This is a genomic window from Bacillus sp. NTK034 (assembly GCF_017303275.1).
In the GTDB taxonomy this organism is placed as follows: Bacteria; Bacillota; Bacilli; order Bacillales; family Cytobacillaceae; genus Cytobacillus.
Genome location: NZ_JAFKOJ010000001.1, coordinates 1,201,967 through 1,217,921, shown reverse-complemented (window position 1 = coordinate 1,217,921; position 15,955 = coordinate 1,201,967). Strand labels below are relative to the sequence as shown.

Below are 15,955 nucleotides of genomic sequence, written 5' to 3'. Positions count from 1 at the left end.
ACCATCTTTTATTGCTGCAGATGAACCTACATCCATGCTTGATGTATCTGTTAGAGCCGGAATACTGAACTTGCTGCTGGATTTAAGAAAGAAAATGGGCCTTACGATGATGTTTATTACCCATGATTTATCTACTGCGAGTTATATGTGTGACCGAATTGCTGTCATGTACCAAGGAAAAATCGTAGAAATAGGACCTACGAAAAAAATTATACAGAATCCTTCCCACCCGTACACAAAAGCGCTTGTGGCTGTAGTAAAAGATTTAAACAATTTTATTAAAAATAGAGAGAAACTGATTCTGGATGGGGAAGTGGATGCCACAAAAGAAGAAAAAGGCTGCCCTTTTGTTGCAAGATGTCCTCATAAAGAAGCAGTTTGTCATACGCAAGTGCCGGAGTTAGAGGATGTAGACAGAGGACATTCGGTTTCTTGCCATTGTCATATTGAATTATTAGAAAAGACTTCATAAAAAAGGGGAAACATATGGATGCGCAAAGAAAAAAAGTAAAGATAGCTGTAAACGGAGGTATACATTTTGGTGCAAAACTAACTGCCAAGCAACTACTTGTAATTGCAAAATATATGGATGATCAGGATGAGCTTGAACTGACTACATTTCAGCAGCTCTACATCGACGTATTTGATGACAAGAAAGATGAAATCATTTCAGAGTTTGAGCAGGTAGGGCTTAGATGTTATCCAGTAGGAAAATTTGTTAAAAGTTTACGGACATGCAATTTTTGTAAAGGGGAAGAAGAAGAAGGAATGCCTGTAGCAAAAGAGTTGAATGAGCGTATAGCAGGAACTCCTGTCCCTTTCACATTAAAGCCAGCTTATACTGGCTGTCCAGTCGGCTGCGGTGAACCACTAATCAATGACATAGGCATAATGAAGGTAAAATATCATTACGATTTATATATTGGAGGAAAATCGAAAGGAAAAGATGCAGAAACAGGGGCCCTATTAATGACTAATCTTGAACCTGAAGATTTATATTCAGCTGTTGAAAAGATCATTGAATTTTACCAGCAACAGGCAAAGAAAAGAGAAACGTTCCATAAATTTGTAAACAGGATCGGAAATGAGGCAATATTAGAGGAAATAAATAAAAAAATAATCTAACCTTTTAATTTTTTTCATTCAAAAAATCTCTAAAATTAACAAAATTTTTCGTACCTTTATCTTTGCATAGGGTACAGGGGTATGATACATTAAATTTGCAAGGGGGAAGCTAAGTGATATCTAAATTAGAAAAGAATGAATTGCCAACCGTAGAAGAAAGCTGCTGCGCAAACGAAAGTATGAGAAAAAGTCACCATTCTGATAAAGTTAAGAATAATCTTGTCGTTCGATTAAACCGAATTGAAGGACAAATTCGCGGTATAAAGGGTTTAATTGAAAGGGACACATATTGTGACGATGTCATTACACAAATCTCAGCTACACAATCTGCTTTAAACAGCGTTGCAAAGATTCTTTTGGAAGGGCATTTAAAAGGATGCGTCGTGGACCGCCTTCAAGAAGGAGATTTAGAAGTTTTAGATGAAGTGCTTATTACAGTACAAAAACTAATGAAAAAATAAAGGAGAGAATGAATGATGGAAAAGGTTACATTAAATGTAGAAGGTATGTCCTGTGGTCATTGTATTAAAGCAATCGAAGGCAGTGTCGGCGAGTTAGCGGGAGTTTCCAATGTTAAGGTTCATCTCGAAAGTGGAAAAGTTGATGTCGAATATAATTCCGCAGAAGTTTCTTTAGACAAAGTCAAGGAAACTATTGATGATCAAGGGTATGATGTAGTTTAAATAAAAAGGCGGGGTGTGCAAATAGCAGCACCCTCTCTTTTTAAACTTAACATACCCATAATGGGTATGTTAAGAATTGACCGTCTTTAGGAATTATTTATCCTCAATCAGTTTAAAAGGAGGAGCATGAAAATGGCTGAGCAATCAATTGCCAAAACACAAACTGCCGGAGAAAATGTTACATTGAGCATATCCGGCATGACATGTGCAGCATGTGCTACCCGTATTGAAAAAAATATTGCTAAAATTCCAGGTATACAAAAAGCTAGTGTTAACCTCGCTACAGAAAAGGCTTCTGTTACGTTAGACCCAAACACAGCTACTGTTAACGATGTCATAGAAAAAATAAAAAAGACAGGTTACGGTGTACAAGAGGAAAAAGTCCAGCTTGATATTATAGGAATGACATGCGCAGCATGTGCAACCCGTGTTGAAAAGGGATTAAAAAAGGTAGAAGGAATAAAAAGTGCAACTGTGAATTTAGCTTCTGAAAAAGCAATTATCGAGTTCATTCCTGGAAACACAAATTTTGAGCAAATCATAGCCGCTGTAAAAAAAGTCGGCTATGATGCAAAGGTAGTTGGCGAGAGAGATGAAGATTATGAGCGAAGCTCTAGGGAGAAAGAATATAAAAAGCAAATCAGGAAGTTTACTATAGGCGCAATTTTATCCGTATTCTTTTTAGTTCAAATGATATCGGATTTTGCTATGGAGTATAGCAATGGAATGTTTTTTCATATGAGTCCTTGGGTACAATTCCTACTTGCTACACCAGTTCAATTCTATGTAGGCGGCCATTATTATCGTGATGCATACAATGCAGTTCGAGGCGGAAGTGCCAACATGGCAGTTTTGGTTGTGCTGGGAACTTCAGCAGCTTACTTTTACAGTCTGATCGTCACGATTTTGGGAACTGGTCAATTTTTATATTACGAAGCAGCTGCTATCGTCATGACTTTAATTGTTTTAGGAAAATTGCTTGAAACAAGAGCTAAAGGACAAACATCAGAAGCTATCAAAACGCTAATGGGACTTCAAGCGAAAACAGCAAGGGTCATTAGGGATGGAGAAGAACTTGATATACCCCTGGAAGAGGTTCAAACAGGTGACATGATTTTTGTTCGTGCTGGAGAAAAGGTTCCTGTTGATGGGGAAATAATTGAAGGAAACACTACCGTTGATGAATCCATGCTAACTGGGGAAAGCATGCCTGTTACAAAAAGGGTTGGGGACACAGTCATTGGAGCAACGGTGAACAAACATGGTTCATTTACATTTAAAGCTACTAAAGTCGGCAAGGACACGGCACTTGCACAAATTATTAAACTTGTCGAAGAAGCTCAGGGCTCAAAAGCCCCTATTCAAAAACTCGCTGATAAAATTTCAGGAATCTTTGTACCAATTGTAATCCTAATTGCTTTAGCGACATTTGCCATAACTTATTTCATCGCAGGATTTACACCTGCACTTGTCAGTACAATCGCTGTCCTGGTTATTGCATGTCCTTGTGCATTAGGATTGGCAACTCCGACAGCTGTAATGGTTGGAACAGGAAAAGGCGCTGAAAATGGACTTCTTATTAAAGGTGCTGAACACCTCCAAACATCACAGAGCGTAACTACCGTGGTTTTGGATAAGACCGGCACGATTACAAAAGGTGAACCAGATGTCACCGATGTAATAGCTTTTGGAAAATATAAAGAAGATGAATTACTGCAGATAGCTGCTTCGGCTGAAAAAGGATCGGAGCATCCACTTGGGGAAGCAATTGTAAATGGTGCAAAAGAAAGTGGCATTCAGCTTCTGGAAACACAAAACTTTAATGCCATCCCAGGTCATGGAATACAAGTAAGTATCAAAGATCAGAAGGTGCTTATTGGAAATAAGAAGTTAATGCTCAAGAATAATATAGAAATAGGCAATGCATTAAGCCGCATGGAACAGCTTGAAGGGGAAGGAAAAACCGCTATGCTAATAGCAGTTAATGACAGCCTAGCAGGTATAATAGCTGTTGCAGATACAGTTAAAGAAACTTCTGCCAAAGCTATTAAACATCTTAAAAATATGGGTATTGAAGTCATTATGATTACTGGTGATAATAAATTGACGGCCGAAGCGATTGCAAAGCAGGTTGGTGTCGATAAGGTCCTTGCTGAAGTACTTCCTGAAGATAAATCTGCAGAAGTTGAAAAATTGAAGCAGGAAGGAAAAATTGTTGCAATGGTTGGCGATGGAATTAATGATGCCCCAGCACTAGCTGCTGCCCATGTTGGAATTGCAATTGGAACAGGTACAGACGTTGCAATGGAGGCTGCGGATATAACATTAATGCGCGGTGACCTGATGGGAATTGTTGATACAATCAGCCTTTCCAAAACTACCATGAGAAAAATCAAACAAAATCTTTTCTGGGCATTTGCATACAACGTTGTATTGATTCCAGTTGCAGCAATCGGCCTTTTAAATCCGATTCTTGCAGGTGGAGCGATGGCTTTCAGCTCTGTTTCAGTAGTTGGCAACACATTATTTTTAAGAAAATGGAAACCTATACGTTGATATTTGTGCCCTAACGTCTAATTAAATAAAACGGATGACTCACACTTAAGAGTCATCCGTTTCTTTTTTATATTAAGTAAAGCGTTTAAATTAAAAAACGAAGAACTGACCAACTCAATAAAAATAATGTCCCACCGGAGGCTAATAATATAGTAGTTAACTGTCTTTTTTCTTTAGCTTGAAGACGTTTATATTCTTTATAAGTAATCTCCCCTTTAGCAAATTGAAGCCCCTCTTCATCTGGTATAACCCAATAATGACTTCCATTAGCATCTTGAAGCATGACCTTTGTAATCAAAGGTAAAGCTTCTCCAGGTAGTAAATTAAAATTGCTTTCAATGGATGTATTTTCTTGAATCTTCCTGATTGGACCATCAGTGGTAGTAACACCCACTAGGCTGTAAATGGAATGTATCTTCATCTCTTCACATATTTTAAAGGCTTGTCGTTCAATGACATCATGAGTAAAACACAATTTCTTTCACCTCATTTTATTAAAGAGTGTGAGAGGAGAGTTTTTCTTAATTTTTTCGGTTTGTGTTGTATATACATTGACCTCCACATTTTTCTTTTTTAAACAATTATATGCATGGTCAATTTCTAACGTGTATGCATAGATTATGCATACTCATATGGTAAAAGTAAGATGTATCTAAAACACTTTTTATAATTTTAAACTCTTCTATTATAAATGGTCAACAATCCAAGAAAATGAAATCAACTCTTGCTTCCGTTAGATATCCTGAAAACCCACGTTTGGAAGGCAAGGTTCCCTAGAGATTAATAGGCATCAAAACCTTTCAATTTTGAATTGACAACTTTTGTTGTCCTCAACCGTAGCAAAAAAATCCAAGCTGAATAAATATTTATCGAATGGGGAAAAAGTTTAAAGGCAATGTTTTTACATAAGCTTACATCATATTTTCTGCACATTTTACAGTTATAATAACGGAAATTGATAAAGGAGGATTTTGTATATGTTGAAAAAGGATTTTAGAAAATCAATGTTATTTGCATTGCTTGCTTCTCTTTTATTTCTTTTGGGAGCCTGTACAAATGCAAATGATGAAAACGCAGAAAACAATGAAGGCACCGAGAATACAGAAGAGAGCCAAGACAATGAAGATATGGAAGGCATGGATCATGAAGGCATGGATCATGATATGTCTAGCTCAGGCGAAGTTCCTGAAGGTTTAGAAGAAGCAGCTTCACCAACTTATGAAGTTGGAAGTAAAGCCATTATTGAATCAGATCACATGTCAGGAATGAAGGGCGCTGAAGCAACCATAGCTGGAGCATATGATACTACGGTTTATACAATATCTTATACCCCGACGACTGGCGGAGAAAAAGTGGAAGATCATAAATGGGTGATCCATGAAGAGTTAGAAGGAGTCGAAGAAGAACCGCTTGAACCTGGAACAGAAGTTACTGTAAATGCGGATCATATGGAAGGTATGGACGGAGCAACAGCTGTAATTGACTCGGCTGAACAAACAACTGTATATATGGTTGATTTCACTCCAACAACCGGCGGTGAAGAAGTAAAAAATCATAAATGGGTAACAGAAAGCGAGTTATCTCAAGCTGATTAAATTTATAAAACTTTAACAGAGTAAACAAGAATAAAAAGTCGATTCCAAACCATGGAATCGACTTTTTAAATCCTTAATCACAAATAGAATTTTATTCCTTGCCAGCCCATTTATATCCAACGCCCCAAACGGTTAGTAAAAACTCATCTGCGGGAAAGCCTGCCCTTCTCAATTTTTCCCTAATATTTCTAACATGTGAATCAATCGTTCGGTCTTCAATTGATACGCCATATCCCCAAACCGATTCAATTAAGTGATCCCTGGAGAAAACCTTGTTTCTGTTACTTATAAATAACTGGACCATCGCAAACTCCTTAGGTGTGAGCAAGATCTCTTTATCTTCAAAATAAAGTTCATAGGAAGCTGGTTTAAGTGTTAGGCCTTTAAATGAGAGGATCTCTTCTTCTGTTGTAGTTCTTCTAAGTACGGCTTCAATTCTTGCTACAAGTTCTTCTTCATCAAATGGTTTCAGAATATAATCATCTGCGCCTATTTTTAATCCTTTAACGATATCAGGCTTCTCACTTCTGGCCGTGAGCATGATAATTGGGATATCCCTAATTTTCTTGAATTCTTTGCATGCTGTCCAACCATCCATTTCAGGCATCATCACATCTAACAATATTAAATCGGCATGATTTGTTTCTATATACGTTATTGCATCTACCGCAGATGACTTTTTGACACAATTATAACCTAATGGGGTTAAATAAAGCGCAAGTAGATCGAGCATTCTGGACTCATCATCAACTAATAGTATCGTTTTCAATGCTATCTGCTCCTTTAAAGACTAGTTCAAATTCAGTTCCGATCCCTTCCTTACTTTTCACAGAGATTGTCCCACCATGGGCAAGGACAAGCTCCTTTACTATGGCAAGCCCCAAACCTGTTCCTCCTAAAGATCTGGTTCTAGACTTATCTACTCGATAAAAGCGGTTTAGAATATGAGGCAGGTCTTCTTCAGGTATTCCTTTTCCATTATCTCGAACTTTAATATTGACATCCTTCTTTTTGCTGCTAACATCAAGAATTGTTTTGCCTCCAGATGGAGAGTATTTAATAGCGTTATCCAGCAAGTTAAAGATGATTTGCTCAAGTCTGATAGGATCAGCCATTATATATACTCCTTCCGGACAAATTACTTCAAATTCCATTCCTTTTTCGTGAAAAGCCGGAGAAAACTTTTGTTCAATTTTCGTAATAAAATCTGTTAAGTCTAATGCACTTTTCTGTATGATAAAGGAATTTTTGTCCATTTTCGCAAGATCGAAAAGGTCCTTAATTAAATCAGAAAGGCGATTCGCCTCCTCATGAATAATATTTAAGTATTTGTCACGGTCCTCATTAGATAAATTACGTTTAAGAACAATATCAGCATAGCCCTTAATATAGGTGAGGGGGGTCCTAAGTTCATGAGAAATGCTCGCTAAAAAATCGTTTCGCTCTAGTTTTAAATAATTCAAGTCGCTGGCAAGCTGAGAAATAGAATCTGCTAAATCCCCAAGTTCGTCATTCCTGTTTTTGGGGAGTGAAATTGTAAAATCACCCTTGCTAATTTTGGAAGTAGCTTCCTTCATTTTTATTAAAGGCTTTGCAAGTCCTTTAGAAAGAAAAATAATTACAATTAAGGTTAATAACACGGCTATTAATCCTGTAAATATAAAATGTTTATTAATTCTTTCAATTAAAGAGTGTATGGATTCTGTTTCTTGAAACATAAAAACCTTGCCATATGTTTTGCCATCTAAATCAATTGGACTAACTGTTGAGATAAACTTTCCCTCTTTCCAGTTATCATCAACAATCTCTCCATCTCGGGGGATATCTGAGTCTGAACTGTTAATATGGTCTTGAACATCGTCTCTCCTTACTGTTGAACCAAGGATCTCACCATTAAAACCAGTGATAACGACATCGGTATTTGCCTCCGATTCCATTAAAGTAACATGAGAGATTGTTTCTGGATCAAAGTGCTTTTCCAGTATGTCCCTATGGGCGTTACCTCTTGCTTGCAAAGAAAGAAACTCTTCTTCTATCCTTGAATCCACAAGGGCTGAATGTAAAAAGAAAAACATAAAAATCTCAAGGCTGAAGATAATTAGAAAGAACACAATTCCAAGCTTAATTGAAATTTTTGTCACTTAATTCACCCGTTTCTCAAGAAGCTGCTAATTTGAATTATATTTTATAAATTTGAAGAATTTATGCAGAATGGAACATCAATTCATCCTCTTGGACCTTAAAGGTCCAAGAGGATTTTTTGTAAGCAAAGAAATAATCTAGTTTGCGTTTGTGATTATTGAATAGGACCCCAGTATTCATATATAAGGATCCACATTCACTTTTTTAGAACGATCTATCTAGAAAGTAAAAAGTAGTTACTTCATCTCCATACTTTCTCAAAAAAACATGTTCAGTAATATTTTTTTCTGTAATATAAAGAGGAGTATCTACGTGGATAAATGTGCCCCAAATAGAAAAATAGATATATTAGTAAAGACGATAGATATAAATTGCTTTCCAATTAAAAAATAAAAGTGCGAACGAGTTTAATTTTTTATTACCATGTGAGAAAATATGAAAAATAATAAAGATGGTGAAAAAATGGTGAAAACGATTTTAGTTGTCGATGACGATCATGATATTGTACGGCTCATTACAGAAAGCTTAAAATTTGAACAATTTAATACCATACAAGCTTATTCTGGAAAAAAAGCTTTATGTTATGTGAAAGAATACAAGATAGATTTTGTTGTTTTAGATATCATGATGCCGGAAATGGACGGTTTGGAAGTTTGCAGGAAATTAGAAATGAATACAATATCCCCATTCTGTTGCTAAGTGCACGCAGCAGGGATATGGACAAGATTATCGGACTGGAAATTGGTGCAGATGATTATATGACCAAACCTTTCAGCATTCAGGAGCTTACCTCGCGGATTAAAGCTCATTTCAGAAAGGCTGACCGTTTACATCAGGAATGGAACGGCATTAGAAAGGATAGTGGTGAGAATTTCCAAACATCAAACTCACGTCTTGTATTAAATGACAAGACATTTGAAGCTTTTTTAAATTATCAAAAGTTAGAGTTATCGACAAAGGAATTTCAAATTCTATCCTTTCTGAAGAATCACCCCAATAATGTCCTCACCCGCGAACAAATTTATGAAAGTATCTGGGGAGACGAATACGGAGATTTAAACACCGTAACCGTGCATATTAAAAATATCAGAAAAAAGATTGGCGCTCAGCACGATTTCATAAAAACCCTCTGGGGTGTGGGTTACAAATATATTGAAGGGAATAGCTCAACATGAAGCTAAAAACTAAGCTTCCATTACTATTTCTCTTCATTTTTCTTCTAATGTTTTTGCTGATTGCCGCCTTTTTTGTCTTATATATAAAATCGTTATCAGCACATGAAGGACTCGCGTGATTAGAAAATATATTTAGGCCGGTTCATTTTCAAATGCTTCTACTTCTTAGTATTTTAATGGGATTGTTGTTTGTTGTTTTAACCGTATTTTTTCACTTCAACACTACTAAACCCATCCAAACACTCAATTTAAGACTAAAAAAAGTAAATATAGGGAAACTCCCGAACACCCTTGCTTTCAAGAAGGACGAACGAAATTGGAGACCTATATAATCATTTTAATGAGATGGAAGAAAGACTATATCAAGCGCACAGGGAACAGGTTGATATGATTGCAGCTATTGCTCATGATTTGAAGACTCCATTAACTACAATAACAGGCTTTGTGGAGCTTCTCTCCATACAGAAAGATCTGACCAAGTTGGATACACAGGACTATTATGAGCTTATTATGAAAAAAACAAAACACATGGTGGAGCTGATTGATGCTTTCTCTATGTATACCAAAAATGAGGCAATGTTTGAAACCATAGCTATGATACCGATAGCAGCTCATAAATTGTTTGACACTATAGCATCTGAATATGAGACCGAATTATCTGGCTTCGATTTCAGGCTTACATGGAAACATACTTTTAATCCGAACCAGCTCATTAGAATCAATGAACACATGATACGGCGTGTATTTGGAAATCTTTTCAGTAATGCTGTAAGATACAGTAATAGTGATGACCTTCATGTCTATTTGACCGGTTATGTACAGGAAGGTTATGCATACTTTCAATTAGAGGATAATGGCGTTGGAGTACCTAATCAGGACCTGTCTTTACTGTTTCGTAAATTTTACACGGTGGATAAATCTAGACAAATGAGTAATGGCGGTTCAGGATTAGGTCTAGCAAGCTGTAAATTAATTATTGAACATCATGGCGGCCAAATTAATGCATTTCATTCAAATCATGGGGGACTGGGAATCCGTTTTACACTCCCATTATCAGTATAGGAATGTGTTCTTAAAGACTTTCAGTTAAAACTGAAGGTTTTTTTGTTTAAACGCCACCTCATAATTCTTTATATTTTTTTATAACTATTTTATTTTCTTTTTATCGGAGTTTTAGTTTTCTCTTTTACAATAAGTTTGGCAGTATAAAGTAAATCAAAAAGGAGGAAACCTCAATGAGTAAACTATCAAACTCCAATAACGACCATGGCGGGGAGCCGACTAAGGAGATGCCACCAGGCATGCCACGCTGGGTGAAGGTATCTTTAATTATCGTCATAGCCCTGCTCCTACTTTTTGTCATCATGCATCTCACAGGCACTGGAGGGAAACACGGCCCTATGCGCCATGTTGGCCAGACTCAGCCTTCAGAACAAATGAGGATGCAAAAAACATGACAATGAAACCTGGACTCCGTAAGTTCGCTCTCACGGCGCATGTCACTTCCTCGGTTGGCTGGCTTGGAACAGTTATTGCATACGTAGCTCTCGGTATAGCCGCCAAGATAAGCCATAATCCCCAGACGGTACGTGCCACCTGGATCGCGATGGAGCTGACCGGCTGGTACGTTATCGTCCCGTTGGCTCTCGCCTCGCTACTAACCGGAATTATCATGTCACTGGGCACTCCGTGGGGCTTTTTTCGGCACTATTGGGTTATTTTCAAACTTTTGCTAACAGTCTTTTCTACCATCGTCTTGCTTTTACATATGCCGTTAGTTAGCACCTTGGCAAGTGTGGCAGTAAAAGCGGATTCTGCCGGTCTAAGAGGGCTGCCGAACGAACTGTTCCATCCCGTTGGCGGCCTGCTAGTGTTGCTGATTATCGTGACATTGTCGGTTTACAAGCCGCGGGGGCTGACCACATATGGATGGAGAAAGCAGCAAAAACATCGTAACGGTTTGTAGCATTAGATGAAGCGATTTTGACACTAGTTTCAAATTAATAAATGTTACTCCATTAAAGGACCCCTTATTGAGTATTAGGGCGTCTTTTTTATATTGGGTAATTTATTTGTGTAAGCTTTTGACTAACGTAAGCGATGGGAGTAGATAGCTTTCCTTAAATTTTCTTATTAGTTGAACTGGACAGGTTAGAAATCGTTATTCCAATTGAATAAAGCAAGGAATTTGAATATATATTTTATAGAAAAGTTTAATTAAGTACAGATTACATTCAAATTTATTAAGCATATCGACGGAAAATTTAATTAATGGAAAATCTAGTTTCAAATACCTATTTTATAATTTTTTATAAAAAATCCTTCACATACTATAGAGGGGTATAGTATTATGTGATTAAGGAGGTGAGGCAATGTCGATGGAAAATCTCAATAAAGTTAATGAAATCGATCAGTGCTGCTCATCAGACGGTGCAAGAAAGAGCCACCATTCAGATAAAGTAAAGAATAACTTAACATCAAGATTAAATCGAATCGAAGGACAAATTCGAGGAATAAAAGGATTAATTGAAAAAGATACGTACTGTGATGATGTCATTACTCAAATATCTGCAACTCAATCGGCTTTAAATAGTGTTGCCCGTATTTTGCTTGAAGGGCACATGAAGTCATGTGTTCTAGAAAAAATTCAAGAAGGGGATACGGAGATTTTAGATGAGGTAATGGTAACAATTCAAAAATTAATGAAAAAATAAAAGGAGACAAATGAAATGGAAAAAATAACTTTAAACGTAAAAGGAATGTCATGTGGACATTGTGTTAATTCTATTGAAGGAAGTGTAGGCAAATTATCTGGGGTTACAACTGTTAAAGTAAACTTGGATTCAGGAACGGTTAATGTGGAGTTTAATCCAAGCCAAGTGACTATTGATAAGATCAAGGAAACCATTGATGACCAAGGGTATGATGTAGAATAACAGTGCAAAAAAGCACAATTTCTTTTTGAAAATAATATACTATACACAGGTATAGTAATAATAGATATGGAGGAGTAAAGAATGGAAAATGTAATTTTAACAGTGAAAGGAATGTCATGTGGGCATTGCATAAATTCAATTGAAGGAAACGTAGGAAAATTAAATGGTGTTCAAGTTGTTAAGGTTTACTTAAAGCAAGAAAAAGTAGATGTATCATTTGATTCCAAAGTGGTTTCTTTAAAGGAAATTACTAACATTATAGAAGATCAAGGTTATGATGTCGAGAAGAGTAAATCTTCTAAAGGTCAAAGTTGCCACTAAGAACGTAAAAACGTGCTGTCTTTAGCGGCACGTTTTATTCCCCCCAAAATTATACCCCACTATAGTATGTGGTGATAGGAGTGTAAGATTATGAGCGATAAAAAAGAAACAACGCTTCAAATAGCTGGAATGACGTGTGCAGCTTGTGCAGTGAGAATAGAAAAAGGTCTCAAAAAAATAGATGGAGTTGAGGATGCAAACGTAAATTTCGCACTAGAAAAATCAAAAGTAACATTTGATCCATCTAAAGCAAATGTAAATCAGTTTAAGGAAAAAGTGGAATCTTTAGGATACAAAGTAGTAAGTGAGAAAGCTGAATTTGATATAAGCGGCATGACGTGTGCTGCGTGTGCCAATAAAATTGAAAAACGTTTAAATAAGTTAAATGGTGTCCAAACCGCAACGGTAAACTTCGCTTTAGAATCAGCCCTTGTAGAATATAATCCTGATGAAGTTTCGGTCTCAGACATGAGGGATGCCATTAAGAAATTGGGATATCGTTTGGAAGAAAAGCAAGAATCTAAAGGCGAAAAGGTGGATCATAGACAAAAAGAAATTGAAAAGCAAAAAGGGAAATTTATTTTTTCTGCTATATTATCCATCCCTTTACTTTGGGCGATGGTCAGTCATTTTGAGTTTACTTCTTTTATTTGGCTGCCTGAGATGTTCATGAACCCTTGGGTTCAACTCGCGCTTGCGACTCCAGTTCAATTTTTAGTCGGCGGTCAATTTTACGTAGGTGCTTATAAAGCATTAAGAAATAAAAGTGCAAACATGGATGTCTTGGTTGCGCTTGGCACCTCCGCAGCTTATTTCTACAGCATCTACTTGAGTGTTTTATCAATAGGCTCTGATGCACATATGGTGGAATTATATTTTGAAACAAGTGCTGTATTAATTACTCTAATTATTTTAGGTAAACTGTTTGAAGCAAAAGCAAAGGGACGATCATCTGAAGCCATCAAAAAGCTGATGGGCTTACAGGCGAAAACGGCCACAGTATTAAGAGACGGGCAAGAATTGAATTTACCCATTGAAGAGGTAATCGCTGGTGATATCGTATATGTGAAACCAGGGGAAAAGGTACCTGTAGATGGAGTGATTTTTGAAGGCAGATCTGCCCTTGATGAGTCAATGATAACAGGTGAAAGTATTCCTGTCGATAAAACCGTTGGAGATTTAGTCATAGGATCAACCATTAACAAAAACGGATTCTTAAAGGTAAAAGCAACAAAAGTAGGAAAGGATACTGCCTTAGCTCAAATCATCAAAGTTGTCGAAGAAGCTCAAGGATCAAAAGCGCCAATCCAGCGTTTAGCCGATGTTATTTCAGGAATATTTGTCCCAATTGTCGTTGGAATAGCCATAGTGACATTTTTGGTTTGGTACTTTGTTGTAAGTCCCGGAGAGTTTGCAGTAGCTCTTGAAAAATTAATTGCCGTATTAGTTATCGCATGTCCATGTGCACTAGGCTTAGCTACTCCTACATCCATTATGGCAGGTTCAGGCCGAGCAGCTGAATATGGAATATTGTTTAAAGGTGGGGAGCATCTTGAAACGACTCATCGATTGGATACAGTGATCCTTGATAAAACGGGAACTGTAACAAATGGTAAACCAACACTTACAGATGTTATTCTTTCAAACGGATTTGAAGAAAAGGAATTTTTAAAGTTAGTCGGTACTGCAGAAAGAAACTCTGAACATCCATTAGCTGAGGCAATTGTAGATGGTATTAAAGAAAAAGGTATTGAACTAGGCAGTTCTGAACATTTCGAAGCTATTCCTGGCTTTGGAATCGAATCTAAAGTTGAAAGTAAATCTTTGCTTATCGGAACGCGTAGACTAATGGAGAAAAATAACATTGATGTTGGCAACATATTACCTAAGATGGAAAACTTAGAAAAGCAAGGTAAGACTGCAATGCTGGTTGCAATTGACCATCAATTTGCTGGAGTGATTGCTGTTGCAGATACAATAAAAGAAACCTCTCAAAAGGCGATTGAACGATTGAAAAACATGGGTCTTGAAGTTGTTATGATTACAGGAGATAACAAGCAGACAGCTCAAGCAATTGCAAATGAGGTCGGAATTGACCATGTTATAGCAGAAGTTCTTCCAGAAGGAAAGGCAGAGGAGGTTAAAAAGCTTCAAAAAGCTGGAAAGAAAGTGGCGATGGTCGGCGACGGTATTAATGATGCACCAGCGTTAGCTACTGCAGACATAGGTATGGCAATCGGTACTGGTACCGATGTAGCAATGGAGGCTGCTGATATCACTTTAATAAGAGGAGACTTAAATAGTATTGCCGATGCCATCTTTATGAGTAAAATGACAATTCGAAATATCAAGCAAAATCTATTTTGGGCCTTTGCTTATAATGCTTTAGGAGTTCCAATTGCAGCACTGGGCTTTCTGGCACCATGGCTTGCAGGGGTAGCAATGGCATTTAGTTCCGTATCCGTTGTTTTAAACGCACTCAGACTACAAAGGATTAAGTTAAAAGGATAATTGATCTATTAAAAAAAGAGGAGTGTTTTTATGAAACAAAAAAACATTTTGACCTGGGCGATTTCAGCCATTGTTTATCTCGGGTTAGTCATTGGCGGATATTCAGTATATGCAAGCTTGGACAGTAATAATGAGCATACGGATAACCATGAGTCAGCAAATGGCAATGAAGAAATGCCTGCTAATGAGCAAGCGCATAACGATAGTCATGCTAGCCAAGGTAACGATAGCAAGGATTCAGGGCATTCCGATCATGGGGCTCAATTAGAAAGTGAAGTTGTCACAAACCTAAAATATGAAGAAGGTTTTATTAACATTGAAGTGAAGGATCAAGATCAAAAATCACCTGAATTAGAAATTTCACATGAAAAGATTATGCATCTAATCATTGTAAGTGCCGACTAAGAAGATTATTACCATTTGCACCCTGAGGAAAATGGAAATGGTTTATATACTCTGAAATTTGACCTGCCTGAAAACTCTTATAAAGCGTTTGTTGATATTAAACCTAAAAACCTTGCTTATCAAGCTAGTCCGATCGAGCTGCATGTGGGGGAGGCCCATGGAGAACATGAGGAAAATTCTATAAAGACTGATACAAACTTAACAAAAACAATCAATGAAAAGACTGTTGAATTAACAACAACAGAACTAGGAATAAACAAAGATGTTACCCTAAATTTTGATACGAAAGGGATTAAACCAGAGCCCTACCTGGGAGCTTTAGGCCATGTAGTTATTTTAGATGAAAAGGGTGAGAAATTTGTTCATGTGCACCCTGCATCAGAAGAAAAGACACAATTTGAAACAAAATTTGATAAACCAGGAGTCTACAAAGTGTGGGGAGAATTTAAATTTGGAGGTAAAGTCAATAGCTATCCATTTGTCATAGAGGTTAAATAAAAAGGAAG

Annotated in this window: 18 protein-coding genes and 1 pseudogene; 16 read left to right on the top strand and 3 right to left on the bottom strand. The window is 37.0% G+C overall.

Annotated features, from left to right (window positions below; genetic code table 11):
* The 5 genes from JI665_RS06065 to JI665_RS06045 all read left to right on the top strand — a co-directional run.
* Positions 1-472 (top strand): ABC transporter ATP-binding protein (locus JI665_RS06065; RefSeq protein ID WP_206837593.1); only part of this gene is annotated, 472 nt, incomplete at its 5' end.
* A gap of 14 nt (positions 473-486) precedes the next feature.
* Positions 487-1,125: a nitrite reductase gene (locus JI665_RS06060; RefSeq protein WP_206837590.1), complete on the top strand. Its 639-nt coding sequence runs from the start codon at positions 487-489 to the stop codon at positions 1,123-1,125.
* Positions 1,126-1,304: 179 nt separating this feature from the next.
* Positions 1,305-1,586 (top strand): metal-sensitive transcriptional regulator, encoded by a 282-nt coding sequence (locus JI665_RS06055; RefSeq protein WP_206837713.1) that lies wholly within the window; start codon positions 1,305-1,307, stop codon positions 1,584-1,586.
* Positions 1,587-1,601: 15 nt separating this feature from the next.
* Positions 1,602-1,808 carry a copper chaperone CopZ gene (gene copZ, locus JI665_RS06050; protein WP_206837710.1) on the top strand — a complete coding sequence of 69 codons (207 nt, stop codon included), beginning with the start codon at positions 1,602-1,604 and terminating at the stop codon, positions 1,806-1,808.
* 132 nt (positions 1,809-1,940) lie between these two features.
* On the top strand, positions 1,941-4,364 hold the full coding sequence (locus JI665_RS06045; RefSeq protein WP_206837588.1) for a heavy metal translocating P-type ATPase: 2,424 nt from the start codon (positions 1,941-1,943) through the stop codon (positions 4,362-4,364).
* Positions 4,365-4,449: 85 nt separating this feature from the next.
* Here the strand turns inward: JI665_RS06045 and JI665_RS06040 are convergent, their stop codons facing one another.
* Complete coding sequence (locus JI665_RS06040) at positions 4,450-4,839, bottom strand: hypothetical protein (RefSeq protein WP_206837585.1); 390 nt, start codon at positions 4,837-4,839, stop codon at positions 4,450-4,452.
* Positions 4,840-5,341: 502 nt separating this feature from the next.
* Here JI665_RS06040 and JI665_RS06035 point away from each other — a divergent pair.
* Complete coding sequence (locus JI665_RS06035; RefSeq protein ID WP_206837582.1) at positions 5,342-5,959, top strand: YdhK family protein; 618 nt, start codon at positions 5,342-5,344, stop codon at positions 5,957-5,959.
* Positions 5,960-6,050: 91 nt separating this feature from the next.
* Here JI665_RS06035 and JI665_RS06030 read toward each other — a convergent pair whose 3' ends face one another.
* Together JI665_RS06030 and JI665_RS06025 are read right to left on the bottom strand one after the other, a co-directional pair.
* Positions 6,051-6,728 (bottom strand): response regulator transcription factor, encoded by a 678-nt coding sequence (locus tag JI665_RS06030; protein WP_206837579.1) that lies wholly within the window; start codon positions 6,726-6,728, stop codon positions 6,051-6,053.
* On the bottom strand, positions 6,706-8,100 hold the full coding sequence (locus JI665_RS06025; RefSeq protein ID WP_206837577.1) for a sensor histidine kinase: 1,395 nt from the start codon (positions 8,098-8,100) through the stop codon (positions 6,706-6,708). The genes JI665_RS06030 and JI665_RS06025 overlap by 23 nt, the downstream gene beginning before the upstream one ends.
* A 463-nt stretch (positions 8,101-8,563) precedes the next feature.
* Between JI665_RS06025 and JI665_RS06020 the strand changes: the two are divergent.
* The 10 genes and pseudogenes from JI665_RS06020 to JI665_RS28515 all read left to right on the top strand — a co-directional run bounded on the left by JI665_RS06020 (position 8,564) and on the right by JI665_RS28515 (position 15,947).
* Positions 8,564-9,276, top strand: a pseudogene (locus JI665_RS06020) (response regulator transcription factor).
* Positions 9,277-9,567: 291 nt separating this feature from the next.
* Positions 9,568-10,338, top strand: a complete 771-nt coding sequence (locus JI665_RS06015) for a sensor histidine kinase (RefSeq protein WP_244671087.1) — start codon at positions 9,568-9,570, stop codon at positions 10,336-10,338.
* A gap of 173 nt (positions 10,339-10,511) precedes the next feature.
* Positions 10,512-10,733 (top strand): hypothetical protein, encoded by a 222-nt coding sequence (locus JI665_RS06010; protein WP_206837574.1) that lies wholly within the window; start codon positions 10,512-10,514, stop codon positions 10,731-10,733.
* Positions 10,730-11,242: a DUF2269 family protein gene (locus JI665_RS06005; RefSeq protein WP_206837571.1), complete on the top strand. Its 513-nt coding sequence runs from the start codon at positions 10,730-10,732 to the stop codon at positions 11,240-11,242. The genes JI665_RS06010 and JI665_RS06005 overlap by 4 nt, the downstream gene beginning before the upstream one ends.
* Before the next feature lie 406 nt (positions 11,243-11,648).
* A complete protein-coding gene (locus tag JI665_RS06000) occupies positions 11,649-11,990 on the top strand; it encodes a metal-sensitive transcriptional regulator (RefSeq protein ID WP_414635261.1) in 342 nt (113 codons plus the stop codon).
* A 15-nt stretch (positions 11,991-12,005) separates the two neighbouring features.
* Positions 12,006-12,212: a copper chaperone CopZ gene (gene copZ, locus JI665_RS05995; protein ID WP_206837568.1), complete on the top strand. Its 207-nt coding sequence runs from the start codon at positions 12,006-12,008 to the stop codon at positions 12,210-12,212.
* 81 nt (positions 12,213-12,293) lie between these two features.
* Positions 12,294-12,533 (top strand): copper chaperone CopZ, encoded by a 240-nt coding sequence (gene copZ, locus JI665_RS05990; RefSeq protein WP_206837565.1) that lies wholly within the window; start codon positions 12,294-12,296, stop codon positions 12,531-12,533.
* A gap of 90 nt (positions 12,534-12,623) precedes the next feature.
* On the top strand, positions 12,624-15,044 hold the full coding sequence (locus tag JI665_RS05985) for a heavy metal translocating P-type ATPase (RefSeq protein ID WP_206837561.1): 2,421 nt from the start codon (positions 12,624-12,626) through the stop codon (positions 15,042-15,044).
* A 30-nt stretch (positions 15,045-15,074) separates the two neighbouring features.
* The gene (locus JI665_RS28520; RefSeq protein WP_244671086.1) at positions 15,075-15,449 is read left to right on the top strand and encodes a hypothetical protein; all 375 of its coding nucleotides are present in this window, start codon (positions 15,075-15,077) and stop codon (positions 15,447-15,449) included.
* 15 nt (positions 15,450-15,464) lie between these two features.
* The gene (locus JI665_RS28515) at positions 15,465-15,947 is read left to right on the top strand and encodes a hypothetical protein (RefSeq protein WP_244671085.1); all 483 of its coding nucleotides are present in this window, start codon (positions 15,465-15,467) and stop codon (positions 15,945-15,947) included.
* Positions 15,948-15,955: the final 8 nt, after the last annotated feature.

Excerpts from the sequence above, each read along its gene's own strand:
- JI665_RS06045 (WP_206837588.1), top strand. The coding sequence starts at position 1,941 with ATGGCTGAGCAATCAATTGCCAAAACACAAACTGCCGGAGAAAATGTT.
- JI665_RS06055 (WP_206837713.1), top strand. The coding sequence starts at position 1,305 with ATGAGAAAAAGTCACCATTCTGATAAAGTTAAGAATAATCTTGTCGTT.
- JI665_RS05985 (WP_206837561.1), top strand. The coding sequence starts at position 12,624 with ATGAGCGATAAAAAAGAAACAACGCTTCAAATAGCTGGAATGACGTGT.
- JI665_RS06005 (WP_206837571.1), top strand. The coding sequence starts at position 10,730 with ATGACAATGAAACCTGGACTCCGTAAGTTCGCTCTCACGGCGCATGTC.
- copZ (WP_206837710.1), top strand. The coding sequence starts at position 1,602 with ATGGAAAAGGTTACATTAAATGTAGAAGGTATGTCCTGTGGTCATTGT.
- JI665_RS06060 (WP_206837590.1), top strand. The coding sequence starts at position 487 with ATGGATGCGCAAAGAAAAAAAGTAAAGATAGCTGTAAACGGAGGTATA.
- copZ (WP_206837565.1), top strand. The coding sequence starts at position 12,294 with ATGGAAAATGTAATTTTAACAGTGAAAGGAATGTCATGTGGGCATTGC.
- copZ (WP_206837568.1), top strand. The coding sequence starts at position 12,006 with ATGGAAAAAATAACTTTAAACGTAAAAGGAATGTCATGTGGACATTGT.
- JI665_RS06035 (WP_206837582.1), top strand. The coding sequence starts at position 5,342 with ATGTTGAAAAAGGATTTTAGAAAATCAATGTTATTTGCATTGCTTGCT.
- JI665_RS06000 (WP_414635261.1), top strand. The coding sequence starts at position 11,649 with ATGTCGATGGAAAATCTCAATAAAGTTAATGAAATCGATCAGTGCTGC.
- JI665_RS06010 (WP_206837574.1), top strand. The coding sequence starts at position 10,512 with ATGAGTAAACTATCAAACTCCAATAACGACCATGGCGGGGAGCCGACT.
- JI665_RS28520 (WP_244671086.1), top strand. The coding sequence starts at position 15,075 with ATGAAACAAAAAAACATTTTGACCTGGGCGATTTCAGCCATTGTTTAT.